The sequence below is a fragment of the Polynucleobacter sp. Adler-ghost genome (assembly GCF_018688495.1).
GTDB lineage: Bacteria > Pseudomonadota > Gammaproteobacteria > Burkholderiales > Burkholderiaceae > Polynucleobacter.
The window spans coordinates 1017062-1033966 of sequence record NZ_CP061320.1 but is presented as its reverse complement, the minus strand read 5'-3'; the positions used below and the strand labels follow the sequence as shown (position 1 = coordinate 1033966).

At 45.8% G+C, this 16905-nt stretch carries 14 protein-coding genes and 3 tRNA genes; 5 read left to right on the top strand and 12 right to left on the bottom strand.

The genetic code is table 11. From position 1 onward, the window contains the following. The 4 genes from ICV89_RS05390 to gcl form a co-directional block, all read right to left on the bottom strand. A complete protein-coding gene (locus ICV89_RS05390; protein ID WP_215310234.1) occupies positions 1 to 588 on the bottom strand; it encodes a YqiA/YcfP family alpha/beta fold hydrolase in 588 nt (195 codons plus the stop codon). A 10-nt stretch (positions 589 to 598) separates the two neighbouring features. After that, entirely contained in the window at positions 599 to 1495 is an 897-nt protein-coding gene (glxR, locus tag ICV89_RS05385) for a 2-hydroxy-3-oxopropionate reductase (protein WP_215310233.1), read from the bottom strand. A gap of 50 nt (positions 1496 to 1545) precedes the next feature. Next, positions 1546 to 2325, bottom strand: a complete 780-nt coding sequence (gene hyi, locus ICV89_RS05380) for a hydroxypyruvate isomerase (protein ID WP_215310232.1) — start codon at positions 2323 to 2325, stop codon at positions 1546 to 1548. Positions 2326 to 2387: 62 nt separating this feature from the next. Beyond that, positions 2388 to 4178 carry a glyoxylate carboligase gene (gene gcl, locus ICV89_RS05375; RefSeq protein ID WP_215310231.1) on the bottom strand — a complete coding sequence of 597 codons (1791 nt, stop codon included), beginning with the start codon at positions 4176 to 4178 and terminating at the stop codon, positions 2388 to 2390. A gap of 128 nt (positions 4179 to 4306) precedes the next feature. Between gcl and ICV89_RS05370 the strand changes: the two genes are divergently transcribed. The 3 genes from ICV89_RS05370 to ICV89_RS05360 all read left to right on the top strand — a co-directional run bounded on the left by ICV89_RS05370 (position 4307) and on the right by ICV89_RS05360 (position 6772). Then, a complete protein-coding gene (locus ICV89_RS05370; RefSeq protein ID WP_215310230.1) occupies positions 4307 to 5212 on the top strand; it encodes a LysR family transcriptional regulator in 906 nt (301 codons plus the stop codon). A gap of 99 nt (positions 5213 to 5311) precedes the next feature. After that, positions 5312 to 5908 carry a hypothetical protein gene (locus ICV89_RS05365; RefSeq protein WP_215310229.1) on the top strand — a complete coding sequence of 199 codons (597 nt, stop codon included), beginning with the start codon at positions 5312 to 5314 and terminating at the stop codon, positions 5906 to 5908. 39 nt (positions 5909 to 5947) lie between these two features. Continuing rightward, positions 5948 to 6772 carry a M48 family metallopeptidase gene (locus ICV89_RS05360; RefSeq protein WP_251370924.1) on the top strand — a complete coding sequence of 275 codons (825 nt, stop codon included), beginning with the start codon at positions 5948 to 5950 and terminating at the stop codon, positions 6770 to 6772. 56 nt (positions 6773 to 6828) lie between these two features. Here ICV89_RS05360 and ICV89_RS05355 read toward each other — a convergent pair. From ICV89_RS05355 to gltX, 4 genes are all read right to left on the bottom strand, one after another. Then, a tRNA-Asp gene (locus ICV89_RS05355) sits at positions 6829 to 6905 on the bottom strand. 57 nt (positions 6906 to 6962) lie between these two features. Further along, positions 6963 to 7038, bottom strand: a tRNA-Glu gene (locus tag ICV89_RS05350). Between the two features lie 40 nt (positions 7039 to 7078). Then, a tRNA-Ala gene (locus tag ICV89_RS05345) sits at positions 7079 to 7154 on the bottom strand. Positions 7155 to 7235: 81 nt separating this feature from the next. Next, positions 7236 to 8639: a glutamate--tRNA ligase gene (gene gltX, locus ICV89_RS05340; protein WP_215310228.1), complete on the bottom strand. Its 1404-nt coding sequence runs from the start codon at positions 8637 to 8639 to the stop codon at positions 7236 to 7238. Between the two features lie 68 nt (positions 8640 to 8707). Here gltX and ICV89_RS05335 point away from each other — a divergent pair, with 68 nt between their 5' ends. Then, positions 8708 to 9673, top strand: coding sequence for an Hsp33 family molecular chaperone HslO (locus tag ICV89_RS05335; protein ID WP_215310227.1), 966 nt, complete (start codon positions 8708 to 8710; stop codon positions 9671 to 9673). A 7-nt stretch (positions 9674 to 9680) separates the two neighbouring features. On the opposite strand, the gene ftsB is transcribed toward ICV89_RS05335, so the two are convergent. Genes ftsB through ICV89_RS05315 form a run of 4 tightly spaced genes read right to left on the bottom strand, consistent with a single transcriptional unit; the run spans position 9681 to position 13883 of the window. After that, on the bottom strand, positions 9681 to 10007 hold the full coding sequence (ftsB, locus tag ICV89_RS05330) for a cell division protein FtsB (protein WP_215310226.1): 327 nt from the start codon (positions 10005 to 10007) through the stop codon (positions 9681 to 9683). Between the two features lie 21 nt (positions 10008 to 10028). Further along, entirely contained in the window at positions 10029 to 11315 is a 1287-nt protein-coding gene (eno, locus tag ICV89_RS05325; protein WP_215310225.1) for a phosphopyruvate hydratase, read from the bottom strand. Positions 11316 to 11348: 33 nt separating this feature from the next. Then, entirely contained in the window at positions 11349 to 12212 is an 864-nt protein-coding gene (kdsA, locus tag ICV89_RS05320) for a 3-deoxy-8-phosphooctulonate synthase (RefSeq protein WP_215310224.1), read from the bottom strand. Positions 12213 to 12221: 9 nt separating this feature from the next. After that, the gene (locus ICV89_RS05315) at positions 12222 to 13883 is read right to left on the bottom strand and encodes a CTP synthase (RefSeq protein WP_215310223.1); all 1662 of its coding nucleotides are present in this window, start codon (positions 13881 to 13883) and stop codon (positions 12222 to 12224) included. A 374-nt stretch (positions 13884 to 14257) separates the two neighbouring features. On the opposite strand from ICV89_RS05315, the gene ICV89_RS05310 reads away from it, so the two are divergent. Continuing rightward, positions 14258 to 16843, top strand: a complete 2586-nt coding sequence (locus tag ICV89_RS05310; protein WP_215310222.1) for a bifunctional aconitate hydratase 2/2-methylisocitrate dehydratase — start codon at positions 14258 to 14260, stop codon at positions 16841 to 16843. Positions 16844 to 16905 lie beyond the last annotated feature (62 nt).

The window sequence follows — 16905 nt, the reverse complement described above, 5'->3', positions numbered from 1 at the left end:
TTAATGCTTGATAAAGTCGATTACTGCAGGTAGATGGTTGGCATAGTCAGAAATTCCGTGATCGCCACCTTCGAGGATAAGCTGTTTAGCGCCGGGATAAAAAGAGGCCATTTCTTTCCAATCCAAAAGCTCATCGCCTTTTGCGGCAATCAAAAAATAACGCTTTGGGTCAGTAATTGAGTCTATCTGTAAAGCACGCAATTCATCGATGTACTCAGCCTTGAAATCAAATGGCTCATCACTATCGTAAGCAGTCATCATGCCAACATGGGGCTCTAATTCTCTAGCGGCATATACAGCAGGATTGAGGGCGACGCCTTTGCATTGATATTTTTCTGCAAGGTAGTTAGTGTAAAAACCGCCCAAGGAGGATCCGACAATCACTATGCGATCAACTTTAGCTTGATCAATATGCTTGACCACCATCTCCAAACTCGCTTTTGGAGATGCCAGCAATTGAGGGCAATACCACTCGTAAGCATAGTCTTTCGATGAAAGCGCCCTCACCGCCTCCCCAGTCATTACTGCTTTAGTTGAGTTTGGTGAAGACCGAAAGCCATGCAAATAAACAACCAGGGTTACTGCCATACTTCTTCCTCTAGCTTTTTTGACCTATTTCAAAATTAGCCATTTTTTCTAATGCTTTGACCATAGCAGAATGATCCCACGATTTTCCACCGTGCGCTGCACAGGAATTAAATAATTCTTGTGCGCTAGCTGTATTAGGCAAACTGACACCTAAAGCCTTAGCGCTGCTCAGAGCCAAACTTAAATCCTTCTGGTGAAGCTCAATCCTAAAGCCAGGATCAAAGGTGCGATTAATCATGCGTTCACCATGAACTTCAAGTATTTTTGAGCTGGCAAAGCCACCCATTAATGCCTGTCTAACTTTTGCTGGATCGGCACCTGCCTTGGAGGCGAACACTAGGGCCTCTGCAACCGCTTCAATATTTAAGGCCACAATAATTTGATTGGCAACCTTAGTAACTTGCCCAGCACCATTGTCACCAACTAAGGTTATGTTTTTTCCCATCAAATCAAAGACAGGCTTGACTTTGTCAAAGCATGATTGCTTGCCGCCAACCATGATGGTTAGGCTTGCACCCTTTGCGCCCAATTGGCCACCAGATACAGGCGCATCTAAATATTCACAACCTAGATCATTGATGCGCTTCGCAAAGTCTTTAGTAGCAATCGGAGAGATTGAACTCATATCAACAACAATCTTGCCTTTGCTAAGACCTGAAGCAATACCGCTCTCTCCAAAAAGAACTTTTTCTACATCAGGAGTATCTGGAACCATCGTAATGATGATGTCTGCCTTAGTCGCAACTTCTGCTGGAGTTGCGCAGAGAACGGCAGCAGTATTAGCTAACTCATCTGGAACTTTACTGCGGGTATTGATAAAAAGCTCATGACCAGCTGCGACCAAATGTCCTGCCATTGGCGCGCCCATAATGCCTAAACCCACAAAGCCTAGTTTTAACTTACTCATCGTTCATTCCCAAATTGTGATTGATTTATTGATATACAGCTCAACTGATATTACTGCTCGTATTGACCCATCCAATGTAGGCCGGCCTCAGTTGTTTTCAAAGGCTTGTACTCGCAACCGATGTACCCCTTGTAACCAAGACGAGTTAACAAATCAAATAAGTAGCTGTAGTTTATTTCTCCAGTACCAGGTTCATTACGACCTGGATTATCCGCCAACTGAATATGCGCGATTCGATCAAAGTATTTTTGAATCGTATTCGCTAGCTCACCCTCCATGCGCTGGGCATGGTAAATGTCGTATTGCAAAAATGCATTATCAGCAGCAACGGCATCGAGTATTGCAATTCCTTGGGCAGTTTTAGAAAGATAGAAACCGGGGATGTCAAAAGTATTGATTGGCTCAATCAACAGTTTTAATCCCGACTTTTTTAGTTCAGCAGCAGCAAACTGCAAATTGCTGACAAAGGTGTCATGAACCAAAGCCGGATCAACACCCTCGGGGGTCTTTCCTGCTAAACAATTGAGTTGAGGTACGCCCAAAATGCTGGCGTACTCAATTGCCTTCGCAACTCCGGAGCGAAACTCAGGAACACGGTCTGGGTGACATGCGATACCCCTCTCCCCTGCATCCCAATCTCCAGCTGGCAAGTTGTGCAATACCAGCTTTAAGGCATTGTTATCAAGAGCGGATTTGATTTCGCTAGCTTCAAAAGCATAAGGAAATAGAAACTCAACTGCTTTGAAACCTCCAATCTTGGCTAGCGCAAAACGCTCCAAAAATGGTTTTTCATTAAACAACATGGTGAGGTTAGCTGCAAACTTGGGCATTCCTATTCCTTAATAACAATCAAATTGGATGATACATGGGTAAATTCAGGGCGATGAACCGATTACTCTAGAAGGCCGGCCGCCACCAATCCCTCTGTTCCAGCAGGATGACGGCAATCAATATCTTCAAATTCATTCACATTATTAATTTCGGTACCCATCGCAATATTGGTGATTTTTTCTAAAATGATCTCCACCACTACTGGTACACGATGCTCTTTGGCCATCTTTTGTGCCTCAATCAATGCAGCACTGATTCTATTCGGATCAGAGACTCTGATAGCCTTGCAACCAAGTCCTTCAACGACTTGAACGTGATCTACGCCATAGCCCTTCAGGTTTTGATCGTCCACATTGATATTGTCAAAAGCTAGTTGCACGCAATAATCCATCTCAAAACCACGCTGCGCTTGACGGATTAAACCTAGGTAACTGTTATTTACTAAGACCATCACTAATGGCAAGTTAAATTGTGCGCCAACTGCCAGTTCCTCAATTAAGAATTGGAAGTCGTAATCACCAGCAAGTCCAACTACAGTTTTGGTTGTGTCGGAGGCTAACACGCCTAATGCTGCTGGAATTGTCCAGCCAAGCGGACCAGCTTGACCGCAGTTGATCCATTGACGAGCGCCATAGACATGCAAGAATTGTCCACCAGCAATTTGCGATAGGCCAATAGTCGATACATACACGGTATCACGACCAAATACGGAATTCATTTCTTGATAGACGCGCTGTGGCTTGATGGGCACATTATCAAAGTTGGTTTTACGGTGCATCAAGCTCTTACGCTCCTGGCAACGCTCAACCCACTCGCTGTAGTTGGTAAGCTTACCTTTTGCTTTCCATTCTTTAGCAACCTCAACAAACAACTCTAGCGCCGCTTTTGCATCTGAAACAATGCCGTAGTCGGGATTAAATACGCGACCAATTTGGGTTGGCTCAATATCAACGTGAATAAACTTGCGATCTTTGCAATACACATCAATTGATCCAGTATGGCGATTAGCCCAGCGGTTACCAATACCCAAAACAAGATCACTAGCTAACATAGTGGCATTGCCATAGCGGTGCGAGGTTTGAAGGCCAACCATACCGGCCATGAGCGGGTGATCATCCGGAATAGTGCCCCAGCCCATGAGGGTTGGAATCACTGGAATACCAGTCAATTCTGCAAACTCTACTAACAGTGCATCTGCATCAGCGTTAATAATTCCGCCGCCAGCAACAATTAATGGCTTTTTAGCCGACATTAACATTTCAAGTGCTTTTTCGATCTGCTTGCGGCTAGCTGCTGGTTTATATACTGGCAATGGTTCATACGTATCAATATCAAATTCAATTTCAGCTAATTGAACATCAATCGGCAAATCAATTAATACAGGTCCGGGGCGGCCTGAACGCATAACATGAAACGCCTGCTGGAAAACGCGTGGCACTAAACCTGGCTCACGAACCGTTACAGACATCTTTGTTACTGGCTTGGAAATTGTCTCGATATCAACAGCCTGAAAATCTTCTTTATAAAGACGGGCACGTGGAGCTTGTCCAGTAATACAGAGAATAGGAATTGAGTCAGCGCTTGCAGAATATAGGCCTGTCATCATGTCTGTGCCAGCTGGGCCAGAAGTACCAATACATACGCCAATGTTGCCTGCTTTAGCTCTTGTATAACCTTCAGCCATGTGTGAAGCACCTTCAACATGTCGGGCTAGGATATGGGTAATTGACTGACGCTCACGCAACTGCGCGTAGAGTGGATTAATAGCGGCTCCAGGAACACCAAATGCAGTGGTGATACCTTCTTTTTCCATTACAAGCACTGCTGCCATTGCGGCTTTCATTTTGGCCATGATGTTTCCCTCGCTGTTTAAGAATGGGTACATCATCAACACTTGAGAGCGAAATGAGAATGCCACTAGCCATCATATGAACTATTCCAAAATGGAATACCTCAGGAAAATCCAGTTAGAATTCATGAATGGATCGTATTCAGGGAATAGCCCTTTTTGTCCGAGTCGTAGAAACCGGCTCATTTAGCAAGGCTGCAGCCAGTCTGGGCATTACTCAGCCTACAGCAACCAAACACATTGCCTTTTTAGAAAAGCGGCTTGGTTCACTTTTATTGCATCGCAGCACAAGAGGGGTTACACCAACGGAAATTGGTGAGATTTACTATGAAAAATGCAAGATTATTTCAAGAGAGCTAGAAGAGGCAGACAATCTAGCCGCCCTACTCCAAGGAGAAATGCAGGGCAAATTGACTATCAGCTCTTCCGTTGCCTTTGGGCGCCGTATTTTGACACCGCTGGTACTCCAATTTATGAGTCAAAACCCAAAATTAGAGGTGCATCTGAGCCTTGAGGACCAATATGTCAATTTGGTTGAAGGTGGCGTTGATCTTGCGATCCGCATGGGTCGCCTCGCAGACTCCTCTTTGGGCTCACGCTATTTGGGCTTAAATCCCTGGGTCTTGGTAGCCAGCCCAGATTATCTAAGGCAGTACGGAACCCCAAATCATCCAGAGGATTTGGCGGGACATCAGGCCTTAATCTATAGCTCAGTTCAAGATAATCACCGCTGGCACTTTAGTGGTGGTGATGGCGAGACCATCTCCATACCCGTCAAAGGCCCCCTGTATTCCAATAACTTATCTGCATTGCTAGCCGCAACCATCGGTAACATGGGTTTGGCTACCATTCCTTGGTACGTTGCTTATCACTCTATTAACAAGGGCACCTTACAGCCGATATTGACTGATTGGAGTCTACCTTCCCAAGAAATTCACGCGGTGTTTTCGTCACCTCGTTTGGTGCCGGGCAAGGTGAGTCAGTGCATTGACTGGTTGCAATGCCACTTTTCTGGCAACTGGTGGGAGCGGCTTTAAGCGAAGCGCTCTTAGGTAATTCATCCGTGGTCTTACCAACAGAATTTGGCAATTGAAATACGCTAATATCACTATAGATACTTAATATTAAGGAAAGTTATGAAAATCAAATTCGCCCAGATTACTCTCGTAGTCGCCACATTGTTGGCAGGTACAGGATTGGTAATGGCACAAATGCCAGCTGCAAATGCAGTAGTGGTGGACGCAGCAGTTACTGACAACATTTTTCAATTGTACGAAGGTACTGTTACGAAGATCGATAAGAAAACACGTACGATTTTCTTTAAAAACAATGAAGGCGAATCTAAGTTCATTGCCGGCCCTGAAATTAAGAGCTTTGATCAGATAAAAGTGGGTGACCGACTCAATGTGACCTATGAGCTTGCCGTTGCAATTGAATTGATTAAGACTAAAAGCGATGGTATTCGCAGCAAAGTGGAGACCTCATCAGAAGTAGCATCTAAGCCGGGCGAAAAACCAACTCGTACCATTACAAACACCACTACTATCATTGCCGATATCGTAGCCGTAGATCGCGCTAAGAAATTGGTCTCGGTTAAAGGTCCTAGCGGCAAGGTTACCGTTGTTACCGTGAAGAATCCACAGCTCTTAGCGGATGTCAATGTTGGTGAACAGGTTCGAGTCATCTACTTTGATGCGATGGCTGCATCCATAACGCCTCCAAAGAAGAAGTAATTTAAAGAATAGAGTGCCTATTAACAGCAAGGATTTCATTTGAGCATTCGCACCTTTGGGATCCTTGCGCTAGTTGCTTTACTCTCGGCATGCGCCAGCACTACGCGCTCGGGAGCGGTTGGCGTGAATCGATCTCAATTTATGATGGCTTCTTCTGAAGAGGTCAATCGTCTTTCTGCAGTGAGTTATAACGAGCAGAATCAAAAAGCAAAAGAGAAAAATATACTGGTCACTTCTGGGCCAGCCTATGATCGATTGAAGTTCATTGCAAATAGACTAATTCCTCAGACCGAGGCATTTCGAGATGACACCAAGCAATGGGATTGGCGACTAACCCTAATCGATGCTCCCATACTGAATGCTACCTGTGCACCCGGCGGAAAGATCACTTTCTACACCGGAATTATTGAGCAACTCAATCTAAATGATGATGAAATTGCAGCCATCATGGGGCATGAAATTGCGCATGCCCTAAGAGAGCATGGTCGGGAGCGCGTATCACAAGCGACTGCACAAAACGTATTGGTGAATATTGCGATGGCCGTAGCAGGACCTTATGGTTCTGCAGTGAGCGCTGCAAACCAAGTTGCTCAATACGCAATTGTTTTACCAAACTCAAGAGAGAATGAGTCGGAAGCAGATGCAATTGGATTAGAGCTTGCAGCAAGAGCGGGATATAACCCCATGGGTGCAATTAGTGTTTGGCAAAAAATGTTGAAAGCCACAAAAGGAAAAAGTTCTCCAGAATTCTTATCCACCCACCCTTCTGGTGAAACCAGAATCGAGCAACTAACCGCACTAATGCCGGCGGTTGAGCCGTTGTATAAAGTGGCACCAAAACCGCCGCCCACGAAAAAGCTTTAAAAAAGATTCTGTAGAAATGAAAAAAGCCCCTTATGCAGGGGCTTTTTAAACAAACTTGGCGGAGCGGACGGGACTCGAACCCGCGACCCTCGGCGTGACAGGCCGATATTCTAACCAACTGAACTACCGCTCCAATTACATCGCATGCTACTTGTGTCACTTCTTACAACTCACAACTAGCCAAAAATTTTGGCGTCCCCAGGGGGATTCGAACCCCCGTACTCACCGTGAAAGGGTGATGTCCTAGGCCTCTAGACGATGGGGACCTGGACTACTACTCAAACTAATGCTGTCATTCTAAATGCTTGGTGGAGATAAGCGGGATCGAACCGCTGACCTCTTGCATGCCATGCAAGCGCTCTCCCAGCTGAGCTATACCCCCGTAATCTCGTTGAAACTCTACAAGACACTCAAAACAATCCAAGATTTTAGCCTATTTTTATAAGGGGGGGCAAGTTCTGGTTTAGACAACCTTGGAAAGCCTTGCTATCGCCTCATTCTTGCCCATAACCAACAAGACAGAATCAATGGCTGGCGTCTGTGTAGTAGCAAATAAAGCGTAACGCACGGGCATTGCTAATGCTGGCATTTTGATCTGATGCTTAGTTAAAACATCTTTAAAAGCTGCTCCATAGGCCGCTTTCGTATGTTCTGCAGATTGAATCGCTTCAATCAAATCCTTCAGGGCGGGAATGATTTCAGCTGGGATATTTTCTGCAATTTGTTCACTCGTATGAGCAGGTGCCGGTAAATAGAATAGCTTTGCACCTTCTGCAATTTCAATCAGCGTATTGGCGCGATCTTTAAGGAGTGCAACTACTTGCACAAAGTCTGGGCCATTTTCAGTATCGATACCGAGTTCATGTGCAAATGGCTTAGTTGCTTGCGCTAGTTTTTCTGGATCTGCGTTCTGAATATATTGATGATTTAACCAAAGTAGTTTTTCTGGATTGTGTTGAGCCGGTGATCGACCAAGGCTGCCTAAGTCAAACCAATTGACAAACTGCTCTTTAGTAAAAACCTCTGCATCGCCATGTGACCAACCTAGTCTTGCCAGGTAATTCAGAATAGCTTCAGGCAGGTAGCCTGCTTTTTGATAATCACGCACACTCATAGCGCCGTTACGCTTACTCATTTTTTCACCAGAGTCGTTCAGGACTGTTGGTAAGTGGGCATATACCGGTGGCGTACCACCAAGTGCCTTCATGATGTTAATTTGGCGTGGCGTGTTGTTGACATGGTCATCGCCACGAATCACATGAGTGATGTTCATATCAAGATCATCAACTACAACACAAAAGTTATAGGTTGGCGTGCCATCAGGACGGGCAATCACCAAATCATCCAGCTCATCATTACTGATTTCGATCTTGCCTTTCACTGCATCATCCCAAATCACGGATCCACCAATAGGATTCTTGAACCGAATCACTGGTAGAACGCCCTCTGGTATTGCTGGCAAAGTTTTGCCCGGCTCAGGACGCCATTGGCCGTTATAGCGCGGCTTTTCTTTATTGGCCATTTGTTGGTCACGAAGCTTATTGAGCTCTGCTTCGCTCATGTAGCAAGGGTAAGCAAGGCCAGCATCGAGCATCTGCTTCACCACCGCACGATAACGATCAATGCGCTGCATTTGATAAATTGGGCCTTCGTCTAAATCTAGGCCAAGCCATGCCATACCTTCAATAATGACGTCGACAGCTTCCTGTGTGGAGCGCTCTACATCGGTATCCTCAATACGCAAAATAAAGTCGCCTTGGTTGTGGCGAGCAAAAGCCCAGGGATATAAAGCGCTGCGAAGGTTGCCCAAGTGAATAAAGCCCGTTGGACTGGGGGCGAAACGTGTTCTTATATGCATAAGTAACATTATCTCAGGTCAGCTTTAGATTTGATTATTTGGTACTCTGATCATCAAAAAAGTGGATACTTTCACTTATGAATGAATTACTTGTATTTATGTGTGATGGCGCCCCGGTCCGCGGGGAAATTGTTTCCATTAGCAGCGCCTGGCAGTCCGTCTTAGAGCGCCGTAATGATCCTCCCGTGGTCAGACGGATCTTGGGTGATTTTGTGGGTGCAGCGACTCTGTTGAGCGCTAGCCTTAAATTTGATGGGACTTTGATTATTCAGGCCCAAAGTAAGGGCCCTATTCAGCTTCTCGTGGTGGAATGCAAGTCCGACCTGACCATGCGAGCCACTGTAAAGCTATCCGTAGATCCCGCCAGCATCGATCCCAATGCCACTCTAGGTGAATTGCTGGATGCGGACAATACTGGGCGTCTAGTAATCACTCTAGATCCATCAGACCGTCAACCTGGTCAACCGCCCTACCAAGGGATCGTGGCTCTTCAGGAGCACCGCGGTACAGTCAATAAGCCCGTTACCAGCGCTGCCGAAGCTATTGCCCTGTACATGCAAAACTCAGAACAATTAGATACCCGCATCTGGCTAGCATCCAATGACACCCATGTTGGAGGATTGCTGTTGCAGCGGTTACCAGATTCAGGGGGTCATGCCCATCTTGATCCTCAACTTGCGGCTGAAGGGTGGACCAGAATTCAGACGCTCGGTGAGACGATTACCAATGAAGAGTTGCTCACACTTTCACCGCAAACTATCCTCCGTCGCCTCTTTTTAGAAGAGTCGGCAGAAAGCGGTGTCCGAAGTTTCCCATCTCGCCCTGTTCGCTTTAGCTGCCGCTGTTCACGCACCAAGGTGGCCGATATTCTGAGAATGCTGGGCGAAGAAGAAGTTGAAAGTATTCTGGCAGAGCAAGGCGCTGTAGAAACAGAGTGTGATTTTTGCGCAAAAGCTTATCGCTTTGATGCGGTTGATTGTAGGCAGGTCTTTAAAACAGATTTATTGGCAGATGCCACAAGACCACCCTCTAGCGGACATTAAGCGGTACTTATTGTCTCGTTGTTGATGGCTTTACGCCATCCGCAGCATTGGAGGCAGACTTTTCGGTAGGCAGGATTTGCACAAAGAACTCCCCTTCTTTCAGCATGCCGTGCTCAACACGAGCCCGCTCTTCAATCGCTCGGGTACCATCTTTTAAGTCCTTAACGTCGCCAGTCAGTTTGGCATTACGCAAACTCAGAAGACTGTTTTTAGCCTGTTGCAACTCAAGCTGTTTCTCCATCTCGTATACCTTCAGCCATCCACCCTTACCCAACCAAAGTGGGTACTGTATTGCGATCAGCAATAACAGCATCGAGTAAATGACAATTCTCATAAACTAAAAACTAGCCAATGGTTAGCGTTTGAGGTTATAAAAAACAGATTTACCCGGGTAAGTCGCAACATCGCCCAAGTCTTCTTCTATACGTAACAACTGGTTGTACTTGGCAATCCGATCGGAGCGAGACAAAGAGCCGGTCTTAATTTGGCCGGCATTTGTACCAACAGCAATATCCGCAATGGTGCTGTCTTCTGTTTCACCGGAGCGATGGGAAATAACTGCCGTGTAATTGGCACGCTTAGCCATTTCAATCGCAGCAAAGGTCTCAGTTAAGGTGCCAATTTGATTAATCTTGATCAAGATGGAATTAGCAATACCTTTCTCAATACCTTCCTTGAGAATGCGAGTATTGGTAACAAAGAGATCATCACCAACCAATTGGATCTTCTTGCCCAATTTTTGAGTAATGTCAGCCCATCCATCCCAGTCGCTCTCATGCATGCCGTCCTCGATCGATACGATTGGGAATTGGTCAGCCAAGTTACCAAGATAATCTGAAAATTCGCTTGAGCTAAGTTGTAAGCCCTCTCCAGACAGGTGGTATTTACCATCTTTATAGAATTCACTAGCAGCGCAATCCAGGGCAAGTAAAACATCTTCACCCGCTTGGTAACCAGCGCCCTCAATCGCTTTCATAATGGTCTGTAAGCACTCTTGATTGCTCTTGAAGTTCGGTGCAAAGCCGCCTTCATCTCCAACGGTAGTTGGCATACCTTGAGCACCTAGAATCTTCTTCAATTCATGGAAGATTTCAGCGCCACAACGCAAGGCTTCGCGGAAGCTTTGCGCCCCCACTGGCATCACCATAAATTCCTGAATATCTAGACTGTTATTTGCGTGAGCACCCCCATTCACGATATTCATCATGGGGACCGGCAATTGCATGCCGCCTGAGCCACCAAAATAGCGGTACAAAGGTAAGCCAGCTTCCTCTGCGGCAGCGCGTGCTACGGCCATAGAAACAGCCAAGGTTGCATTTGCACCTAAGCGTGCTTTGTTATGAGTTCCATCTAGTTCAATTAAGGTGTGATCAAGGAATGCTTGTTCGCTAGCATCAAGACCGAGAATAGATTCAGCAATCTCAATATTAATATTTTGTACAGCCTTGAGAACGCCTTTGCCTAAATAACGCGCCTGATCTCCATCACGTAGTTCAATAGCTTCACGTGAACCAGTCGATGCACCTGAAGGCACAGCTGCACGGCCCATTACGCCAGACTCAAGTAATACATCGCATTCAACTGTGGGATTGCCGCGTGAATCTAAAACTTCTCTACCGATGATGTCAACAATGGCGCTCATGCACCTTCTCCTAAATTAAATAAATATGGGGTCTTACTTAAAGCTATCTTCTAAAAATGATCCGGGCTTTTTCACAACAGAGTCAATTGCAACTAAAGACTCAAGTAATTCCTTCATGCGGTTCAAAGGTACAGCATTTGGGCCATCAGAAAGTGCTTTTGCAGGATCTGGGTGCGTCTCCATAAATAAGCCGCTGATGCCAACTGCAACAGCAGCACGAGCCAGTACGGGAACAAATTCACGTTGGCCACCACTGGCGTTGCCTTGACCACCAGGAAGCTGCACCGAATGGGTGGCATCAAATACAACCGGAGCTTTTGCTTCACGCAAAATAGCCAAACTACGCATATCAGAAACTAAGTTGTTATAACCAAATGAAGCGCCACGCTCGCAAACCATAAACTGATCAGGTAAGTTCGCTTCTTTAGCAGCTGCACGTGCTTTGTCAATTACATTGAGCATTTCATGAGGGGATAAAAATTGACCCTTCTTGAAATTCACTGGCTTGCCACTTTGAGCGCATGCGCGAATGAAGTCCGTTTGTCTGCACAAGAAGGCTGGCGTTTGAAGCACATCCACTACTTTAGATACTGGCGCAATTTCGCTGATGTCATGAATGTCAGTCAATACCGGAACACCAATCTCGCGCTTAACTCGAGCCAGAATTTCCAGACCCTTTTCCATGCCTAGGCCACGAAAAGAAGTTCCAGAGGAGCGATTAGCTTTGTCAAAAGAGGACTTGTAGATAAATGGAATACCTAGAGCAGCAGTAATCTCTTTTAGTTCACCTGCGATGTCTAAGGCTGATTGCTCAGACTCAATCACGCAAGGACCCGCAATCAAAAAGAAGCGATGGTCTAAGCCAACATCAAAACCACATAACTTAAATGCACTCATGTATTTCTCCTAGGCAACTTGCTTTTCGGTTGCAGCTTGATGAACTAATGATGCATTAATAAATGCGGAAAATAATGGGTGGCCATCACGCGGTGTCGAGGTGAACTCTGGATGGAACTGCACACCAAAGAACCAAGGGTGCATAGAATTGGGTAACTCCATCATTTCTGGCAAGGACTCATTTGGAGTTCTAGCGGAAATAATTAAACCAGCCTTCTCCAGGCGAGGAACGTAAATATTATTTACTTCATAGCGATGTCGATGCCGTTCATTTACTTCGGCACCATAGATCTTGTGAGCTAGAGTGCCAGCCTTGACGGGACAACGCTGGGAACCTAAGCGCATTGTTCCACCCAGATCCGAATCATTAGTACGCTTCTCAACTCGACCTTCGCGATCAAGCCATTCTGTAATCAAAGCAACAACCGGACTCTCGGTTTCAGGATCAAACTCAGTGCTGTTAGCATGAGCAATGTTAGCAACATGGCGACCAAATTCGATTACAGCTAACTGCATTCCTAAGCAAATGCCAAGATATGGAACATTATTTTCACGGGCATAACGAATGGCAGCAATCTTTCCTTCGGTGCCACGCTTACCAAAGCCACCCGGAACCAATATCGCATCTAAACTGTGCAGGCAATCAACACCATCTTTTTCAATCACTTCAGAATCTATGTAGTTGATGTTGACACGAGTGTGATTATGAATTCCAGCGTGGCGCAATGCTTCGATCAATGACTTATAAGACTCGGTTAACTCAACATACTTGCCAACCATGCCAATGGTGACTTCGTGTTGTGGGTTAGCCAGTTCGTAAACTAAGTTTGCCCAAACGGATAGGTCTGCTGGTTTAGCTTGAATATCTAATTCGCGACAAATCAAGTCATCCATACCTTGCGCTTGTAGCATCTCTGGGATTTTGTAGATTGTGTCAACATCCCAAACTGAGATTACGGCCTCTTCACGTACATTTGAGAACAGAGAGATCTTGGCGCGCTCATCTTCTGGAATTGGGCGATCTGCACGGCACAACAGTACCGTCGGCATGATCCCTATTTCTCGCAGCTTTTGTACTGAGTGCTGTGTGGGTTTTGTCTTCAATTCCCCTGCACTAGCAATATAGGGAACTAAAGTAAGGTGAACAAATGCGCAACTGTGCTTTGGCAGACGAATACTCATTTGGCGAGCGGCCTCCAGAAACGGCAAGGACTCGATATCGCCAACAGTTCCACCGATTTCACAGATTGCAATGTCGGCCTGACCATCGTGACTCGCTTTGGCGCCCCGCTCTACGAAGGCCTGTATCTCATTCGTAATATGTGGGATCACTTGGACGGTTTTACCAAGGTACTCTCCACGCCGCTCTTTACTGATTACTGACTCATAGATCTGGCCAGTTGTGAAGTTGTTACTCTTGCGCATTTTTGCAGAAACAAAGCGCTCGTAATGCCCAAGATCGAGATCGGTTTCAGCACCATCTTCGGTAACAAAAACTTCACCATGCTGAAGCGGGCTCATCGTCCCCGGGTCAACGTTGATATAAGGGTCTAATTTTAGGAGGGTGACTTTCAGACCGCGGGATTCAAGAATCGCGGCAAGCGAGGCAGCTGCGATTCCTTTCCCTAAAGAAGAAACCACACCACCAGTGACAAAAACGTATTTGGTCATCGCTTAAGCTCTGTTGGAAAAAGTAATTATAACGATAGCGACTGAGCCATTAAAAATTCTTTGCAGGCTGAAAGAGCGAGTGGATAGATATCAGTTATTAAGTCAATTCAGGCTTTTAGGCTTATGTTTGTATAAAACAGAATCTTTTGAAGCATCTTCGAGCTCAAGAAACTCCGCCCTTCCTCCGCTCATCATTACTCAAATTGAGTCCAAAATAGTCAGATAGACTCTAAATTGCCTAAATATTAAGCAATTTTGGCAATTTTGATCATTAAGTCTTATATAAGACATGATTTAGCAATTACAATAGACTCATTAAGGGACACACCCCGCTTAGTCTTACTGTTGATAACTCTTACCCAATAGGAAACACGATGCTAGAAGCCTACAACGCTCAAGTTGCCGAACGCGCAGCCCTTGGAATTCCAGCCCTCCCCCTGACTAAAGATCAAACTGCTGAATTAGTGAGTTTGCTTAAAAATCCTCCGAAGGGTAAAGAGGCGGAATTGGTTGAGCTAATTACCAATCGCGTACCCGCTGGAGTGGATGAAGCAGCTAAAGTAAAAGCCGAGTTTTTAGATGCCATCGCCAAAGGAGTGGAGAAGTCACCACTGATTTCACGCATCAAGGCAACTGAACTCTTGGGGACGATGCTGGGTGGTTACAACATTAAACCTTTGGTTGAATTGTTATCAGATTCTGAGTGTGCAGCAAGTGCAGCAGCGGCATTGAAAAAGACTTTATTGATGTTTGACTACTTCCATGATGTTCAGGAATTGGCAGAAAAAGGCAATGTGCAGGCTAAGGCAGTCATGCAAAGCTGGGCAGATGCCGAATGGTTTACAAGCCGCACAGCTGTTCCAGAAAGCATGAAGCTCACCGTATTTAAAGTTACCGGCGAAACTAATACCGATGATTTGTCACCTGCACCAGACGCATGGAGCCGTCCAGACATTCCGTTGCATGCAACCATTATGTTGAAGAACCCACGTCCAGGTATTGAGCCAGATGAGGTTGGTGTGCGTGGCCCCATGAAACAAATTGAAGCACTCCAGAAAAAAGGCAATCAAATTGCCTATGTTGGGGACGTAGTGGGTACAGGATCTTCACGCAAATCCGCAACGAATTCTGTGTTGTGGTGGACCGGTCAAGATATCCCATTTGTACCAAACAAGCGCTTTGGCGGTGTTTGCTTAGGAGCGAAGATTGCCCCAATCTTTTTTAATACGATGGAAGATGCTGGTGCATTGCCTGTTGAGCTTGATGTTTCTGACATGAATATGGGCGACGAAATTGAGCTACGTCCATATGAAGGCAAGGCATTTAAAAACGGGAAAGAAATTGCTTCTTTCTCATTGAAGTCTCCAGTCATCTTGGATGAAGTTCGTGCAGGTGGACGCATTCCTTTGATCGTCGGTCGCGGCCTTACTGCCAAAGCCCGCGCCGCACTTGGCTTACCAGCCTCTACAGAATTCCGTATTCCAGTTAGTCCTCCAGACAACAAAAAAGGGTTTAGCTTGGCTCAAAAGATGGTCGGTCGTGCATGTGGCCTACCTGAGGGTCAAGGCGTTCGCCCAGGTACTTATTGTGAGCCACACATGACTACCGTAGGTTCACAAGACACCACTGGCCCAATGACCCGTGATGAATTAAAAGATCTTGCTTGCCTAGGATTCTCAGCTGATTTAGTCATGCAATCATTCTGTCACACCTCTGCTTATCCAAAACCAGTAGATATTCGTACACACCATGAATTACCAGCGTTCATGACTAACCGCGGTGGCGTATCTTTACGCCCAGGTGATGGCGTGATTCACAGTTGGTTAAATCGTCTACTAATGCCAGATACTTGTGGAACTGGTGGCGATAGCCATACTCGTTTTCCTATCGGGATCTCCTTCCCTGCTGGCTCTGGCTTAGTTGCTTTTGCTGCCGCCACTGGCGTAATGCCTTTGGATATGCCTGAGTCTGTATTGATACGCTTTAAAGGCAAGATGCAACCTGGTATTACATTACGCGACATGGTCAATGCAATTCCTTTGTATGCAATCAAAAAAGGTTTATTAACAGTTGAGAAGCAAGGTAAGAAAAATATTTTCTCTGGCCGCATTCTAGAGATTGAAGGTTTGCCTGACCTGAAGGTTGAGCAAGCATTTGAATTATCAGATGCCTCGGCTGAACGTTCAGCTGGCGGTTGTGCCGTTCAATTAAGCAAAGAGCCAATCATTGAATACATGCGCTCCAACATCACCTTAATGAAGTGGATGATCGCTAATGGCTACGAAGATAAGCGTACTTTAGGTCGTCGCATTAAAGCAATGGAAGCTTGGATTGCTAAGCCTGAGTTGCTCAAGGCAGATGCTGATGCAGACTATGCTGAGATTATCGAAATTGATATGAGCGAAATTAAAGAGCCTATCCTCGCCTGCCCTAACGACCCGGATGACGTAAAGTTTTTATCCGAAGTATCTGGCGAGAAAATTGATGAGGTATTTATTGGTTCATGCATGACTAATATTGGGCACTTCCGTGCAGCAGGACAAGTTCTTCAGGGCAAAAAAGATATGCCTACGCGTCTTTGGGTTGCGCCACCAACCAAAATGGATCAAATGATTCTGACCGAGGAAGGTTATTACGGGATTCTTGGTGCCACTGGTGCTCGTATGGAAACCCCAGGCTGCTCTCTCTGCATGGGTAATCAGGCGCAGATCCGCAAAGGCTCAACAGCAGTTTCTACGTCGACGCGTAATTTCCCGAACCGCTTAGGTATTGATACTCGCGTCTATTTAGCCTCTGCCGAGCTTTCAGCTGTTGCCGCACTCTTGGGTCGTCTACCAACTCCACAAGAATATTTCGAGCAAGTGGAATCCTTGAATGCTAAGGCTGGTGAAGTCTATAAGTACATGAACTTTGACAAGATTAAGTCATTTAGCGATGTTGCTGACACAGTGACAATTTAAGTCAAATCAGCCCTGAATCTAAGGGCAACAAAAAAGGCGATCAGTTGATCGCCTTTTTTCTT